Source organism: Moorena sp. SIO3E8, from assembly GCF_010692445.1.
GTDB lineage: Bacteria > Cyanobacteriota > Cyanobacteriia > Cyanobacteriales > Coleofasciculaceae > Moorena > Moorena bouillonii.
In genome coordinates this window covers 1-21,579 of sequence record NZ_JAAHHM010000067.1, presented here as the reverse complement: position 1 = coordinate 21,579, position 21,579 = coordinate 1, and the positions used below count along the sequence as shown (strand labels likewise).

The window sequence follows — 21,579 nt, the reverse complement described above, 5'->3', positions numbered from 1 at the left end:
CATTCAACTCAATGGAGGAGAAATCATGGCGACCATCAAACTAATGCACGCCAAGCTACATCGAGTGCGTGTGACTGAGGCAAACCGCCACTATGTGGGCAGTGTCACGATTGACTCCGACTTGCTGGCACAGGTAGGGATCCTACCCCTCGAAGAAGTAGAAATTGTCAACATTGACAATGGCAATCGCTGGTCAACCTATGTTTTGCCAGGAGAAGCAGGTTCAGGAAAAATTTGTCCCAATGGAGGGGGAGCGCTACTGTGCAAAGAGGGAGATACCTTGATTATCTGGGCAAACGAGCAATGCGATCGCGCTGAAATTTTGAGTAGCGGACACCAAGCGCGGGTACTGATTGCTGATGAAAACAACTGCTGTCAGGAAGTGTTTTACCAGACTCTCACCCCTACACTCACCCCTAATGGAGAGACACTGGAATACAACGGCTATCAAACCACTAACGGCAAACAATTGACGTCTAAGTCAAAGGTAATGGTGGGGGCTGAAGCCTAGTTCTCAAATAAATGGAAACCAAGTAAGACAAAGGATAAAGGTGAAACATGACAACCCTACTTCGGCAACTCAAAGCCGCTTTTCGGATCGAATCAGTTGCAGTGACCAACAACGGTGTACAAGTCACTTGGAAAGATGGTCATCACAGCTTTTACCATAATCTCTGGCTGCGGGATGCTTGCCACTGTCCCGAATGCTTCCAGCGGGATACATTGAGCCTTAACAGCTCAGAAGGGGAAGGACATGACCCCCTGAAAATGCCACTCAATCCCATCACTGAAGCGGTCAAGATCGATCGTGAAGGCAATTTAGATATAGTCTGGGGCGGTCAAGAACCTGGACATCACAGTGTATTCGATCCATCTTGGCTGCGAGTTCACTGTCAAACAGACCCCGCCCTCAAACAGCGACGAAAACCCCAACTGTGGGATTCATCAGTGTCCATCCCTCATTTTGATTACCACGAAGTGATGAAAGACGATTGGGCACTGTTGCTGTGGTTGGACAAGATGCTGGAATTGGGAGTAGTCATCATTGACAACGTCCCCAAGAATCGAGAAAGTTTTCAGGCACTGATAGAGCGGATTGGACCGATCCAAGAACGATATCATCCCACCCATATCTTTACGTTGGATACAGCAAACAAACTGGCAGGAAATATTCACCACGCCTATCAGTATATGAAACGTTTAGATAATCACACAGACCATGTATCTTACAACGTTCCTCCCAGACTGCAATTTCTCGGATGTATCCAATATGATAACCCAGACAATGACAAACAGGCATATTCTACCCTAGTGGATGGGTTCAAAATTGCCGAAGTTCTCAGAACCCAACAGCCAAAATTTTTCGAGTTGCTGACCACAGAGTATGTGCCAACAGGTCGCCGTCGCCTGGGTGTAGAAGAAAAGGTATCTAAGCATGAAATTGGCACCAAGAAGTACCAATGGGAAACTTATCATCGTCAGCATGTAATTAATTTAGATGAAACAGGTGAAGTCTACCAGATTCGTCACCATGAAAAAGACCGAGTGCCACTAGAGGTTTCTCCTGATAAGATTCAAGACTTATATGCAGCCTACCAAGCATTTACGGCACTAGCTGAAGCTCCTGAATATAACGCCGAATTTCTGATCGCTCCGGGACAAGTATTAGTTAACGACAACTGGCGATTACTCCACGGGCGTACCGCCATTCATAATCCTCAGCTGCGACGAGTTTTACTGGGAGCCTACATGAAACCAGAAACATTTCGTAGCAGACGGCGACTGTTACTAGGCAAAAAAAGCGGTATGTCAGATATCTGGTTAATGGGATGCTCAGACCGTGCTTTAGAAATTCTGGCAGACCGCACCACAATTTAAACAAACCAAATACATTAGGAGCTTGATAAATAGGAGCTTTAAATTAAAATGACCACGCTACTTCGACAACTCAAACCCGCTTTTTGCATCAAATCCATAGCAACCCATGACAATGGTGTAGAGATCACTTGGAAAGATGGCCATCAAAGCTTTTACCATCATCTCTGGCTCCTAGATAGCTGTCGCTGTCCTAAATGCTTTCAGCGAGATACCTTAAGCCTCAATAGCGGACATGACCTCCTCAAAATGCCCCTAAACCCAACTCCTCAAGAGGTGACAATTGATCGTGAAGGTAATTTGGATATTGTCTGGGGTGGTCAGGAAACAGGGCATCACAGTGTATTCGATCCTTCCTGGCTACGAGTTCATTGTTACGATGACCCAGCCCTTAAACAAAAATCAAAACCTCAACTTTGGGATGCATCAGTATCTATCTCTTATTTTGATTATCATGAGGTGATGAATGATGACGACGTTTTATTGTCCTACCTAAATCAGCTCGTCGAACTAGGGGTAGCAGTAATTGAGAATGCTCCAAATGACGAACATAGCTTTCGGGCATTGGTGGAACGGGTGGGGCCTTTACGACAACGTTATCATCCCACCAATGTATTTACTATGGATAGAAAGAACGCAGTTGCTCAGGCTATCCAACATTCTTATCAATTGGGGCGTTTAAGAAATCATACAGACGTTACTGCCTACGATATTCCCACTGGAATCCAATTTCTGCAATGTACCCTCTACGACAACCCGGATAACGATAGACAAGCCTATTCCACTGTCGTTGATGGTTTCAAATTAGCAGAGGTAATCAAAACCGAAAACCCCTACTTCTTTGAGCTACTTACCACAGAATATATACCAGCAGGTCGCCGACGACTCTCTGTGGAAGAGAAACTATCGGAAAATGATTCCGGCCCCCGGAAATATGAATGGGAAGCTTACCGGCGTAATCATCTAATTAACTTGGATGAAAATGGAGAAGTGTATCAGATTCGGTATAACCACAACACCAGGATACCCCTAGAGGTTTCCTACGATAAGATTCAAGACCTATTGGCAGCCTACCGAAGATTTTCCCAACTGTTACAAGATCCTGACTATAATGCCGAATTTCTACTGACTCCCGGACAGGTATTAGTAGTTGACAACTGGCGAGTGCTCCATGGACGTACCGGTATCTGGAGTCCTTTGCTGAAACGAAGCTTGCTAGGAGCCTACTTGGAGGAAGAAACCTTCCGCTGTAGACGGCGAATTTTGCTAGGGGAGAAAACTGGGATGTCAAACCTGTGGTTAATGGGATGCTCAGACCGTGCTTTGGAAATTCTCGCAGATCGCTATGTTTGAGATCATCGAATAATCTTAATTGATGGGAAGCGAAGCGCTCTCAACAACAGACAGCGCTTGCATCAGAAGATTAACGCTATTTTTAGGGCGCACAAACGTGCGCCCTAACTATTATAATAGTTGCTGAATATCACAAATTAGTAATTTGTTACTAACTAATATGCCAGTTATTAAACTGGCACAAGCAAAAAAAATTTTTACCCTCTGATTTTACTATACCTTTCCGAGGAATTGTTAAAGCAGACATAATATGACTTAAGGGTGAGATGCTGATTGCATTAACAGGGATTGGGCATGGTAACCCAGTCATTAGCTGTTTCCTGTCGAACTAACCAAGGACATTAATATCCTCTTGACTCTAACTGTTATAAGCGGAGGATTCTGCCCAATTTTGTCAAAGATTTGGCCGTAATCCCAGGCTCTAGTATTGAATATGAATATATAGTGGAAGAGTCTTGAGCTTGGTAGGGCTAACAACAGCTAGCTTGAAACGTCCTAATCACTCCTCCTAGGCAGGAGTGTACTTGAACTAACAAATACCAATCACGACTCACCAATCACGACTCACCAATCACGACTACTGCCACCATTTCATCTATGAGGGAAACTGATGGTCTTATCTTTGAAAATCGTACATGATACCTTCCTAAAACAGCAACCCGTACCCAGCCAGAAGATCGAAAATGAAGAGGATAAAGTTTGGGTCAAAAAAGGCAGGGAACTAGAGCTGCACAGCTGGGTAGACCTCAAAGAAGAGAAGTCTTACCTGCGGATTGCTTTGACCAAAGATGAATTTAATGGCAAGAATACCTGGTACGTCTACGAACCCCATGTGGAGGTTTGGGATGATGACAAGCAGTTGTTCCCTAAGAAAATATCCATCAAGGTCAGGAATGTTACCTCCTGCTCTACAGAAGTGGTTCGGGGGCTAGACAAGCAGATTATTGATGAAATGAACCGACTTATCCCGAATGTACTAATCAGCTTTGATGATTTAGATGTGCAACTAGGTCCTGCTGTCTGGGCTATGCTCCAACCCGCTGCCAAAAGAGCCCTCGAACGTGCTATTCAAGACCGGGGCGTTCCCATGGTAATTAATTCAGCCTATCGGACCATTGCGCAGCAATTAATACTATATAACCACTACAGAAATCGCCGTTGCGGTATTCCCATTGCTGCCCGTCCGTCTCGCAGTAATCACCAAAGTGGTCTAGCCATTGATATTTCAGATTACCTGAGGTGGCGACCTTACCTCCAGAAGTACGGCTGGCGATGGCTCGGTTGGGGGGACCCAGTTCATTTCGACTACGTAGGCAGAGGTACCCGAGACATTCGCGCCCTAGCAGTGCGGGCATTCCAGCGAGTTTGGAACCGCTATAATATCAATGACCGGATTTCCGAAGATGGTTCCTACGGACCATCAACCGAGAGACGACTAAACAATAGTTTTTCAGAAGGGTTTTCGATCTCGGTACCCTCCAAGAAAGAATCTGAGAAGTCAATACAATTTCGGGTACTGCGCCTAAGCCAACCTTACATGAAGGGAGAAGACGTACGTGCTATTCAACAAGCCTTGGCCAAAGCAGGCTATAGTCTGGATGTGGATGGTGTCTATGGACGAGGTAGCGAGGCAGTTGTAAAGCAGTTCCAACAACAAAACGGTTTAGATGTAGATGGAATTGTCGGCCCAGCAACCCGTGCCAAAATGGGACTTTAATTGAACACCATTGACCCTAACCGAATGGTAATGGTCAATGGCGAAACAATCTATCATTCATTCATTCATTCAGAAGTTCCCGAGGTATTCATCATTCCTAAATCATCATTGATGGTTTCATTTATTATTTCTCCGTAACTGACAATTTAAATGCGAAATGCGTAAGCTATTAGCACGATTTTTTAAAGCAATCTACCGAATTATTTTCCGACCAAAAAACGGTAAACTAAGGAGAAGAAACCCACCCATGGCACGTATTATAATTTCCGCTGGTCATGACCTCAAAGACCCGGGAGTAGTGGCTTTAGGCACAACAGAGTCTCGGGAAATGATACTTACCCGTAATGAAATTGTTAAAGAGCTGGAATTACGGGGAGTAGATTGTATAGTTGTTCCTGACTCTCTCAGTCGTCGAGACACAATTCGATGGATCAATGCCAATGCTGTGCCTGGTGACGTAGCCTTGGAAATCCATGGTAATGCCTTTAACGGTTCCCTGCGAGGGGCTCAAGCCTTTTACATCTATGGTAACGATGAAAGGCAGCTGGATGCTCAGCTCTTACTGAATGCCTTACTCCAAGAAATTCCTGAACTTCCCAGTCGTGGCATTCAAGCGGATATCCACTCTCCCAATCGGCGCGGCTTATCCTTTTGTCGTCAGGTAGCAGTCTCTTCCGTACTGATGCAGTTGTGTTTTCTCGACAATCCTCAAGACCTAGAGTTACTGCAAAATCAGCGGGAAAAATTTGCCAAAGGGATTGCTCAAGGATTAATTAAATGGAGCGGTCAGACTCCAAAAACTCCTGAGTTTCCTACTATCAATATCTTTATTAAACAACAGAAGTATGACGAAAAAGGGATTTTAATTAATAGCAATGCCTTTATCCCCGTTGATTTAGTGGAAATGCTCGGGATTAGTCTAACTGATCGAGAAAATATTCGCCAAATCAGTTATGGAAATGTTGTCTATGTCAAAGCGGTAGACTTACAGGAGTTTAATATAGCTGCATCCTGGGAAAATCAGACAAAAACTGTTATTTTAAATTCACTTCCCCGCACCTTACTCGAAGATGGTGATCAAATTATGGGGATGGGAAATGCCACTGAAAGCCAATTGAAAAGCTTTCTTGAGAAAAACAATGAAGACGGTTTAAAACAATTTCCTGACTTACCCAGACTTTACATAGAAGAAGCGGAAAATGAGGGAGTGAACCACGATGTTGCTTTCTGTCAGATGTGTCTGGAAACCGATTATTTACGCTTTGGAGGTAAGGTCAAACCTGAGCAGAATAACTTCTGTGGATTGGGTACCGTTGAGGCTAGTGCTGCTGGTGCTACGTTTCCTGACCCGAAAACAGGAGTTAAAGCTCACATTCAGCACCTGAAGGCATATGCCAGTACTGATATGATTAACGAGACCCCGATAGTAGACCCTCGTTTTGAATATGTGCCCAGAGGTGTTGCTCCTTCAGTTTATGACTTAGGCAGACGTTGGAATCCAGATTTGGAGTACGGGAATCAGATTATGGTATTTATTAAACAGCTTTATGGTGTTTTTTGAAGGATGAAGAATGTCACACGTCATACTTCACACTTAATACTTAACACTTGATACTTGACAGTTCATACTTACAGCGTTTTTCATAACTATCAGGTACACAGGATTTTTTACCTCTTACCTGTTCCCTGTTCCCTGTTGCCTGTTCCCTGTTCCCTAAAAGCCAGGAATTTGTACCTCACCCAATTGTAAACCGCTGTAATTCTTAACTACTCCCTAAAACAAACAAACTCAGAAGCGTACCACTATTCCAGAGACTATGGAGCAGCATGGGAGCTAGGAGATTACGCGATCGCGTGTAAACGAATCCCAAGACAATTCCCAATGTGGCTAGGGGTAGGACTTCTGAGAGACTCAAATGAGCGATCGCAAAAATCAGACTACTTAATGCGATCGCTCCCCAAACTGGTAGATAACGAGTCAAAGAGGGCAACAAGAACCCTCGAAAGATTATCTCCTCAAACAATGGTGCTGCCACAGCTGCTGTCAGAAAGAATATGATCAAAGCTATGCTGTCCTGTCCCTCCAAAGCTAGGGGCAACAGTGGGTTACTACCGCCGTTTCCTTGCCATAACTGTTGGTTAATCAGAGATACCACAATCACCAAGGGGAGTGCTATCAAATAGCCACCGACTCCCCAGACAATCCAGTTGCTGCGCCACTTGAAGCTAAACCAATCCTCTGGCAGGGGCAAAAAGGGCTTAATGGAAAGATACATCACTAACAAGCCCCCAAATGCCATGATTAGGTAAGTTAGCAACACATAGAAAGCACTCATCTGTACCGTAAAATTGGCTGGGTTAATTCCAACAATCCCCAGTGACAAACCAATTAAAACCGGTAACAGCAGTTGACCGATAGCGAAAAAACCAAAAATCAGCACTTGCCAAATAATTTCCCCATCCCAAGCTGTTTTCCATGGGAGATTATGATTGGTGGCTAGAAGGGATTGCTTACCTTGAAACAACAACTGACCAACCAAGCACACTAAGATTACTAAACCCAATAGGGTGTTAAATCCTGGGATGACAGCGATAACGAATAATTTGACAATTGCTTGTTCAGCCGTTTCTTGTTCTTGGGTTTGGAGTAACAATAGGTCACTTTGGCGCTGCTGCACTTGATACAGCTGACTCAACGCCCGATAGCGGAACCAATTATCTAACTTTTGTTCAATTTTTTGCTCAGCATCTGGTATTACCAGGGGTGGATCACTCCATAGACCCATTAATACCCCAGCAGTTTCTAATGAGCCATTAGAGTATGTCTGTTTATCCCAGGTTTCAATAGCAGCATCGGTTTTTCCTTGTTGAGCTTGGAGAATGCCAATACGCAAATCCAGCCGAGCAATCAGCTGTTCGATGTCAGACAATGACTCTTGCAATTGCTGCTGCTCCGAGGCATAGGCGTTTTGGGTCAGGGGAGTGACTGGTGATTGTGATTGCCCCCTATCGTTCGGTGTGGTTACCTTCCCTATGGAAAATTTTTGGAGTTTGGTCAGGACCTTTGACTGATTGGTCTGAGCCAATTGACGGGCTGTTTCATACTGTTTTTGAGCAGATTGAAACGGCTCAGCACCAATCAAAGCATTTCGAGCCACAGTCCAATCTACCTTAGACTCCTGATTAGACTGCTCAGATGCAGCAGAATCAGGGTTTGTATTTTTCCACTCCCAGCCATGGAGTACTAGATTGGTTTGGCGAAGTTCCAGATTAGTTTGAATCTGGGGCTGACCCCAGCTTTCTACCAGAGAAAGCCCAATTCTAGCGATCGCAAAAATCGTCAGTACAATTAAAACCAACCGTTTTATAGTCATCGAACCCCCCAACACACAAGCATTTTGCTCATTAGTTACTAGTTATTTTTTGCTGCTCAATGGACTACTAACCAATAACTAGTCACCAACTTTACACTGCCAGTTTAGGGATGATCTAGCTAGGTTACAATGACCTTGATGATTCGGAATCATCTCAGTAGACCCAGTATACATTTGTCACCCTAGCTGACCCGGCTGAACCACATACCTGCTCATGGAGGAATAAGAGATTGGCTACCCGCGTCGTTATTGTCCGTCACGGTCAAAGTACTTACAACATTCAGAAGATCATTCAAGGACGCAGTGATCAGTCAGTCTTGACCGACAAAGGTCGTGCTGATGCCCAAAAAGTCGGTACTGCCCTCAGTAGCCTCAGCTTTGATGCTATCTACTGCTCCCCTTTACAACGGGCAAAGCAAACTGCAGAGACTATCCTATCCAATTTGCCAAACGCTCCCCAGTTACAGCTATCAGATCAGCTGATAGAAATCGATTTACCCCTTTGGGAAAATCTGCCAAAGAACGAAGTTTTGGAAAAATTCCCAGAAGATTACAAGCGCTGGAAAGAACGCCCCCATGAATTTTCCATGGTGATTCCCACAGCGGTCGGGTCAAAAGAATATTTTCCTGTGCTTGAACTATACAAACAAGCAGAGCAGTTTTGGCAAGAGGTTATCCCCCTCTATGAAGGAGGTACGATTTTAATCGTAGCCCATAATGGTATCAATCGCTGCTTAATTAGCAGTGCCATTGGGGTAACTCCTGCTCGTTACCATAGTATCAGGCAATCCAATTGTGCCATCAATGTGCTAAATTTCACTGGTGGCTGGGGAGAAACCGTACAATTAGAATCCCTCAATCAAACCTCCCACTTGGGGGAAAAATTGCCAAAAAGGGGAGATATTGACCAAGGGTTGCGTCTGTTGTTGGTGCGCCACGGTGAAACCGATTGGAATCGTGCCTCTCGCTTTCAGGGACAGATTGATGTACCTTTAAATGACAATGGTCGTAAACAAGGACAGCTTGCGGGTGAGTTTCTAAAAGATATCCCCATTGATTTTGCAGTCAGTAGCCCCATGCTGCGTCCCAAGGAAACTGCTGAAATTATTCTCCAGTCTCACCCCAATGTCAATTTGCAACTTGATGATGGACTCCGGGAAATCAGTCATGGCTTATGGGAGGGTAAATTAGAATCAGAGATAGCCCAAGAGTATGGTGAATTGCTGCATCAGTGGAAAGTTGCCCCAGAAACGGTACAAATGCCAGAAGGAGAGAACCTACAGGATGTTTTGGAAAGAGTAGTGCCATCCTGGAATGGGATAGTTAAATCAGCTACGGCATCTGGTTCAGGATTTCAGACTGGCTTAGTGGTGGCTCATGATGCTATCAATAAAGTAGTACTTTGTGACATTCTTGGCTTGAGTCCAGCATTAATTTGGAATATCAAGCAGGGAAATGGGGCTGTCAGCGTAATTGATTATCCCCAAGGCTTAGACAAAGCCCCAGTATTGCAAGCGATGAATATCACCACACACCTATCTGGAGGTGTATTGGATAAAACAGCCGCTGGTGCGCTGTAGCTAAACAATACGATCAATTTCCATGCTTTGGGGTAACTATGTTGAAGGTTGGTTGAAGGTTGACCCTAAGCAAAGCGTGTTACACTCAACCTCCCCGACAAAGGATGCTTAGGGCGAACAACCTTCAACATTAATTGGTGTAGTCAACAGCAAACTGCTAAATGCAAAACTCATCAACACCACACAAGCAAATCCGCACCCATGTTTTCATTTCCGGAAGAGTTCAAGGAGTTGGTTATCGCTACTCCACAATGCTTCAAGCTAAGCATCTAGGGGTGAACGGCTGGGTCAGAAATCTTCTTGATAAGCGTGTGGAAGCAGTGTTTGAAGGGAACACCGCAGCAGTGGAAGCTATGGTGCGTTGGTGTCATAGCGGACCGTTAAATGCTGTGGTTGACAATGTGGTGGTTAATAATGAGACACCAGAAGGTTTGCAGGGATTTGAAATTACGCACTAATCGGTATAGTTGAGCTTACTTGTCAATGGGTTCGCGTAGCGTGACCGTAGGTCAATCCCATTGATAACTAAAAATTAACATCTACTAGTCTAAACTAGAAGATTCTAGACTAGTAGATGTCAGGATTATGGAATTTCCTATGTCTACAGAAGATGCTCCCATCAATAATGCTGTCTTAGTCACCATCATTGGTGAATCAGTAATTCGAGAAAGCCTTGTCAAGCTAATCAAAAGCCAAGGGGCTACTGGTTATACTGTTAGTGATGTAAGGGGAGAAGGTGGTCACGGCAGACGCCTAGGAGATATTCCGGGCTACAACACCAATGTTGAAATTAAGACGATCGTATCCCGGGAAGTGTCTGATGCAATTCTGCGTGCTATTGCCGAATACCGGAATCGTCACGCCTTAATTGCCTACCGACAGGATATAGAAACGTTAAGTAATTAAAGCAGCGATCAAGTTATCACAAGTAATTACCAGTCAGTTAATCTAACCAATCATCGATTTTCTGGCTGGGATAGACACGCCTAGACTTTGGATTTCTCTGACTCTTACTGCTAGTGCTACTTTCACTAGCTTCGGTGGTCACAGGATCAACTTCCCTTTTATATAAGCCTGACTGACGATATTTGTTTTTTAATGGTGATTGGTTTTGGGCTTTAGGCTTGGGGTGTCTATTTTTCCAACTGAGAGTTTTTTGTAAAGAGCGCAATTGGGCATGAGCTTCATTGATTTGTTGTAGCTTGGAGTGAGCTTTCTGTTGTAGCCGGGGATTACCAGAAAAACGGTCAGGATGCCATACCCAGGTCAAATCGAGGTAGCCCTGGTGAATCTCCTCCTGTGAAGCTCCAGGCTCCAGCTCCAGGATTCTGTAGTATTTCTCTACCTCTAACATTTACAATATCCTCTTCCGACAGTGACAGGAAAATCAATTAGTAGACACAAAGAAGCCCAAACAAACTTGTTGGGGCAAATTTCGCGCTGTGATGAAAGCCCTTGAGTCAGTTCCTCACTACCAAAGTGCTGGAAAAAACTCAGGACTTTAACACTCAGCACTGACAAACTTTTACTTTTATAGCTACTTACTTAGTTCAGGATAAAGGCATCTTATTTTGAAATACCTACTCGATCTAAGAGTCATAAGATAAGTAATTTTGCTTATTATTTTTGTAATCTTATTTCAGTAAGGCTTCTAGAATTTAGATGCGTTTTTTCTGCTACTTAGTCAAGTAAACAATAAATTTAAGTCTGAATTAATTGGCAGTAAATTGCAGCAAAAAAACACATCAATTTAAGAAATATATAGTTTCTAGTCTTTAGTTAACGTAAGTTCATGGTTTGACAGCAAACCTCTACAGCATTGATTAGCCCTGATTAGGTAACAAAGGCACAAGGCTGAAAGATAAAATAAATATTAAAAAAAGCTAAAAAAAATCTAAAATTAATTCTGAATGGCTAGCTAGTATGAGAAAATGATAAGATTGTAAAGGCAATCGGATTAACAATTCCTCAGTTATTATTTTTGAGCATGAAGCTGGCATCAAGAGTTGGTCAAGTTACCCCTTCCTTAACTTTAGCCATTGCTGCTAAAGCCAAAGCCATGAAGGCAGATGGGATTGATGTTTGTAGTTTTAGCGCCGGAGAACCGGATTTTGACACTCCCGCTCATATTAAAGCAGCCAGTAAGCAAGCCCTGGATGAAGGAAAGACTAAGTATGGTCCAGCTGCTGGGGAACCGAAGCTAAGAGTTGCGATCGCAAATAAACTGCGCCATGAGAATAACCTGGATTACGATACACACAACGTTATTGTCACCAACGGCGGTAAGCAATCCCTATTCAACTTGATGCTGGCTCTGATTGAAGTGGGAGATGAGGTGATTATTCCTGCTCCCTACTGGCTTTCCTATCCAGAAATGGTAAAGCTGGCTGGTGGCAAACCTGTGATTGTTCCTACAGATGCCACTCAAGGGTACAAAATTACACCGGCTCAGCTCCGTTCATCCATTACACCCCAAACTAAATTATTTATTCTCAACTCTCCGTCTAATCCCACCGGTATGGTTTATACTCCCGCAGAACTAAAAGCCTTGGCGGAGGTAGTGGTAGAGCAAGATATTCTGGTGGTTTCTGACGAAATTTACGAGAAAATTCGCTACGATGGGGCTCAACACCTTAGTATTGGGGCAGTAGGCTCAGAAATATTCAAGCGCACTATCATTAGTAATGGGTTTGCTAAAGCTTTTGCCATGACCGGCTGGCGTATCGGTTATATAGCCGGTCCACTAGAGCTAATTAAAGCAATGACCACGATTCAAAGTCATAGCACCTCTAATGTTTGTACCTTTGCTCAGTATGGTGCGATCGCAGCTTTGGAAGGTTCCCTTGACTGTGTAGAACAGATGCGCCAAGCCTTTGCCCAACGGCGACAGGTCATGTTAGAGCGCCTGACGGCCATGCCTGGACTGACTTGTCTGAAGCCAGACGCTGCTTTCTACTTATTCCCTAACATTAGTCAAACTGGTTTAACCTCTTTGGAATTTTGCGATCGCTTGCTCAGTTCCGAGCAAGTTGCTGCAATTCCTGGTATTGCCTTTGGTGCTGATGATTGTATCCGTCTGTCCTATGCTACGGATATGGCTTCCATTGAGAAGGGGATGGATCGATTGGAAAAGTTTTTGCATCAATTCAATGGCCACGGATAAAATCCCGAAGCTTGCCATAGTTCTGTGATCACAATTTTGTGATCAGTTGTTGCCATTCTCGACAAACTTTGATCTCTGTTTTCTGCTGTCGATAACTAGCAACTTAGCTTTCAACCACGAGCAGGAAAACTACCACCAATGAACTGAACATCACTAAAGGTTTCAATCCACAGACGAGCGCCACAAGCCAGTGGAGTGTCTGGCTGATATACAATCCGACACGGACCGAGGATTTCTACCTGGTTGCCGTATACATTGTTGCCACTTCGTTTTACTGAAATCACTGGCTTGCGCTCTTGAGGACTTTTGTTGATATTCGAGCCAATATGATTGCGGTTGACATTAATCTTTGCTAGAGCCGGAGTACGACTGGTACGCCATTTTCCTTTTGGTCCTCTAGTGCCTTTAATGATTTGAGGCAGATTGTTGAACAGGGGAATAATCCAGAATTTCCCGCTTTTATAGGCACCCCGGACCCGACCCTTCTCTAGGAGTTGGCGCAATCGGCGAGGAGAAATACCTAACAGAGATGCTGCTTCAGTAGTACAAACGCACTTGTTCATTTCTGGATTTGAAAAACTATACCTATAACACTATTATAATTTCAAAGCGCCCTTAGTGTCAAACGTCTAGTAAACTCACCTATAAAGTAGGGTGATTATTAATAACTCACTTTAACGGTAGAGTTATTGCCTAAGTCCCTCAGAAAGTGATCGTTAGGGATGCGTGTAGGAATTGTGATAATTTTTCTTTTCTACTCCCTACTCCCTACTCCCTACTCCCTACTCCCTACTCCCTACTCCCTACTCCCTACTCCCTACTCCCTACTCCCTACTCCCTACTCCCTACTCCCTACTCCCTACTCCCTACTCCCTACTCCCTACTCCGGTGATCCGCTGTTCCCTTTGCTATTAGTGCCAAAGGTCTAGTAAACCCAGAAGCCCAATACTGACCCTAGGGTGGTATTGGGCTTTGGCTTAATGTGAAAATACTGTAAACACTCAAGGCAATCGTTGAGTCCAACTAAACAAGCGTGAGACAATTCCTCTGGCTAGGTTTTGGCTCGATTCTTGAGAATCATCGGGAAAAATATAACCGACTGGTACCACAATCAGGGTAATGCCCCGCCGACCAACAACTGTAACTGGGTCTTCAGGTTCAAGGGTGACTTGAAAATCAGAGCATACTTCTGCTGGCCAGTAAGTTGCTTTAAACTTGACTCGTCCTGGCTTATGAGGGGTAATTGTCTTTTCTACCTTGCCAGTGCCAGGCTCTGAGAATAGGTTCATTTCTTCCATGGTGGGGTTTTTAGTTGATTCCATTTGCTGCAAGCTCCCTCAGCTTTACCTTACCTTTAAACTCTACTTTCCTTCTTTAAAGCCTGGTGAGGTATCCCATGCCACTATTTAAACCTGTACACAATTCCTTGGTAGTTAAGGTCTTAGCAAGATTCGGCTTTAATCCTCGCTCTGTCTACTATTGAACCCTGCTATGCCATTGGTGATAGGTCGTTCTTTCCATAGACAGTTGCTTAACTGGCAACTTGTCCACCTAAAGAATTAGGGCAAAAAGCTTCCAGGTATGGATGATACCGAGTTGCATTCAAACAGATTAAATTGGTTGGATAGGGAGATGGGGAGATGGGGAGATGGGGAGATGGGGAGATGGGCGGATGAGATTGTTGTACCTTTGACCGCAACTTGGTATGAATATAGAAAATTGAAAAGTGATGCAGCGCTACTCCCTACTCCCTACTCCCATTAACCCAAGACGAAAGTACCTCACCCCATTGAGAACTGCTATCAATGATAAATGACCAACAACAATACCATATATCTTTTGTAATTCTGATTTCCGCAGTAGCTGCCATTGGTGGTTTTTTATTCGGTTTCGACAGTGCAGTGATCAATGGCACGATTACAGCACTGCAAAAAGCCTTTAACTCCACTAGCGTCGGGACGGGATTTTCAGTATCTTCGATGCTGCTAGGTTCTGCAGTTGGGGCGTTTTACGCTGGACAGATGGCAGATTGGTATGGCCGCAAAAAGGTGATGCTGATCACTGCTGCTTTATTTACTATCAGTGCCATTGGCTCTGGTATAGCAATCAGTATCTGGGATTTTATAGTCTATCGACTGGTGGGTGGCATTGCTGTGGGTGCCGCTAGTGTAATTAGTCCAGCTTACATCGCAGAGGTTTCTCCAGCTCACCTGCGGGGAAGGTTAGGTTCTCTGCAGCAATTGGCCATTGTTATTGGTATTTTTATTGCTTTTGTCAGCAACTACTTGATTAGTATGGCTACCGGTTCAGCAGAAGCACCACTTTGGTTTTCTATACCGGCTTGGCGCTGGATGTTCTGGATGGAGCTTATTCCAGCAACTGTTTATTGGGTCGGGGCTTGGTTGATTCCTGAATCTCCCCGCTTTTTGGTCTCTATTGGCCGATTGACAAAAGCTGCTGCTGTTTTCGCCAAGATTGAGAGTGGTGATGTCCAAGCCAAGGTCTTGGAAATTCAGCAAACACTTCTCAAGGAGCGCAAGCCTAAACTGTCTGATCTGATTGGTAAAAATGGTATGCTCCTTCCCATTGTCTGGGTAGGCATGGGACTATCTCTATTTCAACAGTTTGTGGGAATTAATGTAGTATTCTACTATGGTAATGTGTTATGGCAAGAGGTAGGGTTTTCAGAAGGGGATTCCCTGCTAATTAATGTTATTACTGGCGCTATTAATCTTATTACTACCCTTTTAGCGATCGCATACATCGACAAATTTGGACGCAAACCCCTTCTGCTCCTCGGGTCTATTGGGATGACCTTGACTTTGGGGATAATGGCATTTATTTTCACTTTTGCCCACTTTGATAGCGCTGGTGAATTGATTCTGACTCACTCTCAAGGGATTGTCGCCCTCTTAGCTGCTAACCTCTATGTATTCTGCTTTGGCTTTTCCTGGGGACCAGTGGTCTGGGTGATGCTAGGGGAAATGTTCAACAACCAGATTCGAGGGTCTGCTCTGTCTGTTGGTGCTTCTACTCAATGGCTGGCCAATTTTTTCATTACCATGACCTTCCCCATTCTCCTGACTAGATTTGGTTTAGGTACTGCTTATGGTCTTTATACCGTTGCTGCTGCTATCTCCTTTTTCTTAGTTGTTTTGGCAGTTCGGGAAACCAAAGGTAAGGAACTTGAAGCAATGTGATCTTAAGTATTCAGCTATCAGCTATCAGCTATCAGTTATCAGCTTATGAGCTATGAGCACGCTAATTAAGCTGCTTAGGTTTCTTTTATTCTGACGGCACCTGAAGTAGCGTGAGCCATTCGCGTAGCGTGGCTCAAAGGCCAATGTTCACGGCTGACCACTGAATGCTTACAATAAAACAGGTAAGCATTGGTTTAATCTCAGTGAAGTCACAGGCTGGAAGCCTGTGCCACAAAGCTGACCGCTGATAGCTGACCGCTGATAGCTGAATACTATCAATATTACTCCTCCTGTTGTTGCTCCTGGTCATCTTCTTGTTTTAGCTCCTGTTCTTTATCTTGTGTTTGCTCCTGCTCATCTTCTTGTTTTCCGTCCTGTTTGCCCTCCTCTTCTTCCTTCTGTTTTTCCTCATATTCTTTCAGGAGTTGAGCAACTCGCTTCTGAATCTCTAGGTGCTTTTCTACACCTTCATAGGTATAACGGTTATAACCATTATTGTCGATTGTAGCTTCCAAATTATTAATCCGTTCTTTAGTTTCTGGGTGGGTTGAAAGCCAAGGAAATAATGGTTTTGGTCCACCTTGATCATGCAGGGTAATCATCAAATTGCGCAATCCATCTGCTGCATAACCACTAGCCGCAAGAATTTTAGTTCCTAAATCATCAGCCTGACGTTCCATATTCCGGCTATAGTTAAGTACAATTAAATTAGCAGCAGTGCCACCATAGGGGATAAATTGGGCAATGTTAGCAGTCAAGTTACCTTGAGTGACTAACTGGAAACCGTGGGATAACACAGCATGGGATAGTTCATGAGCCAGTAAACCAGCTAATTCTGCTTCGGACTTGGTTTTTAGGATAGCCCCAGCGTTGATAAATATTTTACCTCCTGGTAGAGCAAAAGCATTGAGTTGGTCATCCATAACTACATAAAACTCGTAGTTAAACTCATCGCGACCTGTTACCTTGGTAAGTTCATTTCCCATTTCCCGCACATACTCCAGCACTTCTTCGTCTTCTAGCATCGGTAATTGCTTTTGTGCTTGCTTAGCAATTCTTTTGCCAATGCCTGATTCTCCCTGGAGCATTAATACAGTTGACTCTATTGCTGATAGGGGACCAAAGAGATTACCAGTAAAAACATAACCTAATGTTCCAGTGATCACATTCATTATTGTATTACCGGTAATTTCATTCCGCAGATGGGAAATGTGGCGGTCTAGATGCTGATCAGCCAGCTGAAGAAACTCTTCCGATTGAGGATTATCAGTATTAAACAGGGCAAATTCACGAGCTACCAGAGATGCTTCAAACCAATTTTCTGAGTCTGCTAGCATTGCCATGGTTACCTTGATTAATTCCGGCTCATTGGGATATAGATTTTTAGCTTGCGTTAAAACTACTAAGGCTTCATCAAGTCGCTCATAATCTTTTAGAGCTTGAGCGTAGCGTATATGACCGGGAATAAATTCTGGTTGCCGCTCTACTAAAAACTTGAGGGGAATCAGAATTTTACTTTCTAAATTCTTTTCTAACCCTGACTCATAATTACGCCAGTACACTCCACCAGCAGGAGAGAGTTGAGCGGTGTCGTAAATTGCCTCGGGTAGTTTTTGAACTGGTTCTGGATTATCAAAAGGATTCTTTGCTTCACGATATAGTTGTTCAGCACCAATTATATCTCCAGTTAGATAAAGTCTATCGGCTTCAATCAGTTTCTGCTGTTTTGCCAGTTCTTCTGGGCTGAGTTCTTCAGCTTCTGCTTCCAGGTCCTTTTCGTTAGCGTCTTCAGCAGTTGTGGTTTCTTCTTTCTCTACCTCTGTATCCGCAGTTTCTGTATCCGCAGTTTCTGTATCTGGAGTTTCTGTATCCGAAGCCTCTTTATCTGGAGTTTCTGTATCCGAAGTTGCTGTATCTTTGGTATCTGAGTCTATTGTAGGTACAGTTGTCGTAGAAGTGTCTGTTTCTGGAAGCTCCCTATCTACTAAGGTATCTTGCTGCTTAGTGTCTTCAGTGGAATTATCCGGTAAAGGCACTTCTATATCTATAGGATTTATAGGTATAGGTATACCAGTATCGGAAGTTTCGGTAGAGGCATCGGTAGTCGGTGCTTCAGTCTCAGATATATCCCCTGACCTTGGAACTTCAGTATACTCTGACATGTCAGAAACCTCAGTAGCCCCTAAATGTGAGACAGTTAGAGGTTCACTTCTGTGTTGGATCGGTTCCGATTTCCCGGTTTTGGGAGACTCAGGTAAGGCAGTTGAGGGTTCACCCGCCATTAGGATTCCTGACAAAATTAACAGTAAATTTCCAAAACGTTTCATAATTAAATTGCCGGTAATGACTAGAACGGGATATTCATAAAACTAGACACTAGACTTCTTACAGCAGTAGAAAACTGCGGATATCCGGTCTCGGAAGGATTATCGGAGACGTGTTTTGGACTTTTGCTAGAGGTCTAATAAGCGCGCTACGCCCAAGGCAAGAGGCAAGAGGCAAGAGGCAAAAGTTTACTACACAAGGTTTTCAGCTTGTATCAATGTCCTAACTTTAATGGGTAGTGCTATATACTCAAGCTTAGATCAGGTCATCGAAGTAAGCATTCAGCCGTCAGTTATCAGCGAACAGCGATTAGGGCTACGCGCACGGGTGCGCGTTCAGCTTATGGGCGTCACAGCGTCGAAGCCTGTGCCACGTTGAGGTGCTTTTGAATAAAATCAACTGACTGCTGACCGCTGACCGCTGATAGCTGAATGCTTACCGACATATTTAGGTACGCTTGACCCATTAAGAATTAAATTACGGGTCAAGCGCACCTCTTGTTCACAAATAGATTACCATTGGTAGATAGTTTAAATATACGTTATTTTACTGATTACCGATACTCATAATTGGGCTATGTTAATCAAATGAAATAAATTCCGATAGGGAGTTAAATAAATCCAGTTCAACATGGTGGCTTTTTACTTGGCATATAGAATACATTTACTGTTACTAACCTTAGACTGGTCTCCTCAATCAGATCGTATTCAATTATTTTGGATGTGTTATCGGTAGTGTTATTGCTAGGTGCATCTCTAGGCATGAAATTAGGCAAAAATTATAATAAAAAAACACACTTCCCACACTCCCACCCTTTTTTTTAAATATCAGATGCACCCTTATCGGTAGTGTTATTGGTAGTGTTTCTAGTCCAGTAGTTATCGCTCGATTGTTATTTTAGTTACCAAATCCCAATTTCCCTATACCAATAACCCTAAAAGAATTGCGAGAATTTTTGTTCCCTTTTCCCTTTTCCCTACTCCCTACTCCCTGTTCCCAGATCCGCTGTTCCCTGTTCCCTTTGGTATAGCTTGACAATCCCCATCCTCCCAAAGCAGATATTAGTTATCTGATTTTAACTAGTCTATCAGTAATTTCTCAGGTTGTTCTGTCAAAGTGATAATTAGTAATATTAATATAAATAATCCTACAAAGACTGATGAAGTTCCCCAGCCGTTTGCTGGAAAAATTCTTGAATAACTCCTACCATTATCTAGATTTACGTTCCCTACGGGTAAGACTAACCTTAGGAATTGCCGCTGTTTCAGCCTTAGGTATGGGGAGTTTGGCAATTTGGACCAGCTGGAAAATGCAGGATATTCTGGTTTCCACTCACAAACAGAGTATTAGTTATATTGCAGAGCGCTTCCCCCAGGATGTGGAAATCTATAGCGATATGGTTACCATGGAAACTGGAATGCAAAAAGCAATTGATAAACTCAGCAATAGTAATACCCTACTCTGGGTAAAGCATCCCAACAATGGTATTGTTGCTCAATCTGAAGCGCAAGAGGTCATTGAAACGCTGACGTCTCCAAAGTATTTGCCACAGATACCGCCCATGCCGGAAGTCTTGGAAGTAAATGGCAGCTACTGGGTGGTTTGCGGCACTACTTTGGAAGTGAAGCAATCCAATCTTGGTAAGTTTTACATTGCCCAAGACATTACTAGTGATCAACGGATGTTTTTGCAGCTGATCCGGAGTCTGGGGATTGCTACAGCACTGGCTATTGGAGGAATGTGTATTGCGATCGCATTCTATATTAAGCGATCGCTCCAACCACTACAGATGATGAGTCAGCTAACTGAGAGTATTTCTGCTGATGATTTGGGAGATGTGCAAATACAGCTCGATAATGCTCCCACTGAAGTAAGAGAATTGGCACAAACCTTTGACGAAATGCTCGTGCGTCTGAATGATGCCTTAGAAAATCAACGGCAATTTGTTAGCAATGTATCCCATGAATTGCGTACTCCTTTAACCTTAGTCTCTGGCTACGTCCAAAGTACCTTACGTCGCGGTGCTAATTTGACTCCACCTCAGCGCGAAGCCCTAGAAATTGCGTCTTCAGAAGCTGACCGCACTGTGCAAATGTTGCAGGATTTACTGGATTTAGCACGAGCGGATAGTGGTCATATACACTTCAATCTAGAAACCTTTGTCCTAGATGACTTGGTCCAAGAGGTGGCTGAGATGGCAAGACAATATACGAAGCGAGTTATTAAAGTTGAGAGAAATAAAACTGGGATTTGGGTCAAAGCAGATATCAATCGCCTCAAACAAGTTCTACTGAATTTGATTGATAATGCCGTCAAATACTCTAGTGTCGATAAACCAGTCACGGTTAAGTTAACTCAGGTGGATGGCCGTGGCAGAATTGAGGTCTGTGATCGTGGTATCGGTATTCCTTTAAAACAACAAGCCCGTATTTTTGACCGCTTCTATCGGGTCGATGAAACTAGAACTCGTTCTACTGGTGGCGCGGGTTTGGGACTATCTATTGTCAGGACTTTGGTCGAGGGGATGGGGGGGAGTGTGAAAGTGCGATCGCAGTTAAACCAAGGCAGTATATTTACGGTTTGTTTACCCTTACAGTGCTAGGAAATACTACCCGGCATCAGGAATTTAGTATAGCTATTTTCTTATCGGTAGAGTTTTGCTGGAGATGTTGCTATTTTAGGGATTTTTAGCTGTACCAGATGATATAGCATTACGCATTAAAGTTAGGATATTGTATCAACTTTTGCACCCTTACCTCTTGCCTATTGCCTTGCCCATGATGACATGTATTTGCCCACCCTACCCAGGGTAATCGCATCTTAATCCAGTTCTAAAATTACTCTAACTTGACCATTAATTTGACTGTACACTGCAAGTTATGACATGCACAAAGCTGATGTATTTAGTGTTCAAGTCCCGCAAAGTGCTTTGGATATGTGGCTTGAGCTATATGAAGAAGTCCATGACCTGATCAAAGTTGTCCTCAAACTT

General features: G+C 43.7%; 19 protein-coding genes. 14 read left to right on the top strand and 5 right to left on the bottom strand.

Going from position 1 to position 21,579, the window contains the following annotated elements; translation table 11 throughout:
- The first annotated feature begins 25 nt into the window (after positions 1-25).
- From panD to F6K46_RS24065, 6 genes are all read left to right on the top strand, one after another.
- Complete coding sequence (gene panD / locus F6K46_RS24090) at positions 26-511, top strand: aspartate 1-decarboxylase (RefSeq protein ID WP_293062824.1); 486 nt, start codon at positions 26-28, stop codon at positions 509-511.
- 47 nt (positions 512-558) lie between these two features.
- A complete protein-coding gene (locus F6K46_RS24085) occupies positions 559-1,878 on the top strand; it encodes a TauD/TfdA family dioxygenase (RefSeq protein ID WP_293062822.1) in 1,320 nt (439 codons plus the stop codon).
- A 48-nt stretch (positions 1,879-1,926) separates the two neighbouring features.
- On the top strand, positions 1,927-3,228 hold the full coding sequence (locus F6K46_RS24080) for a TauD/TfdA family dioxygenase (RefSeq protein ID WP_293062820.1): 1,302 nt from the start codon (positions 1,927-1,929) through the stop codon (positions 3,226-3,228).
- A 610-nt stretch (positions 3,229-3,838) separates the two neighbouring features.
- Positions 3,839-4,945 (top strand): peptidoglycan-binding protein, encoded by a 1,107-nt coding sequence (locus tag F6K46_RS24075; protein ID WP_143727804.1) that lies wholly within the window; start codon positions 3,839-3,841, stop codon positions 4,943-4,945.
- 247 nt (positions 4,946-5,192) lie between these two features.
- Positions 5,193-6,506 (top strand): N-acetylmuramoyl-L-alanine amidase, encoded by a 1,314-nt coding sequence (locus tag F6K46_RS24070; protein ID WP_293062818.1) that lies wholly within the window; start codon positions 5,193-5,195, stop codon positions 6,504-6,506.
- Between the two features lie 54 nt (positions 6,507-6,560).
- Positions 6,561-6,695, top strand: coding sequence for a hypothetical protein (locus tag F6K46_RS24065; protein WP_293062816.1), 135 nt, complete (start codon positions 6,561-6,563; stop codon positions 6,693-6,695).
- Between the two features lie 13 nt (positions 6,696-6,708).
- Here the strand turns inward: F6K46_RS24065 and F6K46_RS24060 are convergent, their stop codons facing one another.
- Complete coding sequence (locus F6K46_RS24060; RefSeq protein WP_293062813.1) at positions 6,709-8,319, bottom strand: CPBP family glutamic-type intramembrane protease; 1,611 nt, start codon at positions 8,317-8,319, stop codon at positions 6,709-6,711.
- A gap of 230 nt (positions 8,320-8,549) precedes the next feature.
- Between F6K46_RS24060 and F6K46_RS24055 the strand changes: the two genes are divergently transcribed.
- The 3 genes from F6K46_RS24055 to F6K46_RS24045 all read left to right on the top strand — a co-directional run bounded on the left by F6K46_RS24055 (position 8,550) and on the right by F6K46_RS24045 (position 10,805).
- Positions 8,550-9,899 (top strand): histidine phosphatase family protein, encoded by a 1,350-nt coding sequence (locus F6K46_RS24055; protein ID WP_293062796.1) that lies wholly within the window; start codon positions 8,550-8,552, stop codon positions 9,897-9,899.
- Between the two features lie 161 nt (positions 9,900-10,060).
- Positions 10,061-10,357 (top strand): acylphosphatase, encoded by a 297-nt coding sequence (locus F6K46_RS24050; RefSeq protein ID WP_293062794.1) that lies wholly within the window; start codon positions 10,061-10,063, stop codon positions 10,355-10,357.
- Between the two features lie 127 nt (positions 10,358-10,484).
- Entirely contained in the window at positions 10,485-10,805 is a 321-nt protein-coding gene (locus tag F6K46_RS24045) for a hypothetical protein (protein WP_293062792.1), read from the top strand.
- Between the two features lie 37 nt (positions 10,806-10,842).
- On the opposite strand, the gene F6K46_RS24040 is transcribed toward F6K46_RS24045, so the two are convergent.
- Positions 10,843-11,253: a J domain-containing protein gene (locus tag F6K46_RS24040; protein WP_293062790.1), complete on the bottom strand. Its 411-nt coding sequence runs from the start codon at positions 11,251-11,253 to the stop codon at positions 10,843-10,845.
- A 633-nt stretch (positions 11,254-11,886) separates the two neighbouring features.
- Between F6K46_RS24040 and F6K46_RS24035 the strand changes: the two genes are divergently transcribed.
- A complete protein-coding gene (locus F6K46_RS24035) occupies positions 11,887-13,062 on the top strand; it encodes a pyridoxal phosphate-dependent aminotransferase (RefSeq protein ID WP_293062788.1) in 1,176 nt (391 codons plus the stop codon).
- Between the two features lie 110 nt (positions 13,063-13,172).
- Here F6K46_RS24035 and F6K46_RS24030 read toward each other — a convergent pair whose 3' ends face one another.
- Positions 13,173-13,625, bottom strand: a complete 453-nt coding sequence (locus F6K46_RS24030) for a helix-turn-helix domain-containing protein (RefSeq protein ID WP_293042487.1) — start codon at positions 13,623-13,625, stop codon at positions 13,173-13,175.
- A 174-nt stretch (positions 13,626-13,799) separates the two neighbouring features.
- Between F6K46_RS24030 and F6K46_RS24025 the strand changes: the two genes are divergently transcribed.
- The gene (locus F6K46_RS24025) at positions 13,800-13,991 is read left to right on the top strand and encodes a hypothetical protein (RefSeq protein WP_293071740.1); all 192 of its coding nucleotides are present in this window, start codon (positions 13,800-13,802) and stop codon (positions 13,989-13,991) included.
- Positions 13,992-14,063: 72 nt separating this feature from the next.
- On the opposite strand, the gene F6K46_RS24020 is transcribed toward F6K46_RS24025, so the two are convergent.
- Positions 14,064-14,384 carry an NfeD family protein gene (locus F6K46_RS24020; RefSeq protein ID WP_293043813.1) on the bottom strand — a complete coding sequence of 107 codons (321 nt, stop codon included), beginning with the start codon at positions 14,382-14,384 and terminating at the stop codon, positions 14,064-14,066.
- Between the two features lie 310 nt (positions 14,385-14,694).
- Between F6K46_RS24020 and F6K46_RS24015 the strand changes: the two genes are divergently transcribed.
- Positions 14,695-14,826, top strand: coding sequence for a hypothetical protein (locus F6K46_RS24015; RefSeq protein ID WP_293043815.1), 132 nt, complete (start codon positions 14,695-14,697; stop codon positions 14,824-14,826).
- Positions 14,827-14,867: 41 nt separating this feature from the next.
- Positions 14,868-16,262 carry a sugar porter family MFS transporter gene (locus F6K46_RS24010; RefSeq protein WP_293067624.1) on the top strand — a complete coding sequence of 465 codons (1,395 nt, stop codon included), beginning with the start codon at positions 14,868-14,870 and terminating at the stop codon, positions 16,260-16,262.
- 281 nt (positions 16,263-16,543) lie between these two features.
- On the opposite strand, the gene F6K46_RS24005 is transcribed toward F6K46_RS24010, so the two are convergent.
- Positions 16,544-18,589 (bottom strand): M48 family metallopeptidase, encoded by a 2,046-nt coding sequence (locus F6K46_RS24005; RefSeq protein WP_293067627.1) that lies wholly within the window; start codon positions 18,587-18,589, stop codon positions 16,544-16,546.
- Positions 18,590-19,746: 1,157 nt separating this feature from the next.
- Between F6K46_RS24005 and F6K46_RS24000 the strand changes: the two genes are divergently transcribed.
- Entirely contained in the window at positions 19,747-21,189 is a 1,443-nt protein-coding gene (locus tag F6K46_RS24000) for a HAMP domain-containing sensor histidine kinase (protein ID WP_293067630.1), read from the top strand.
- The last annotated feature ends 390 nt before the right edge of the window (positions 21,190-21,579 follow it).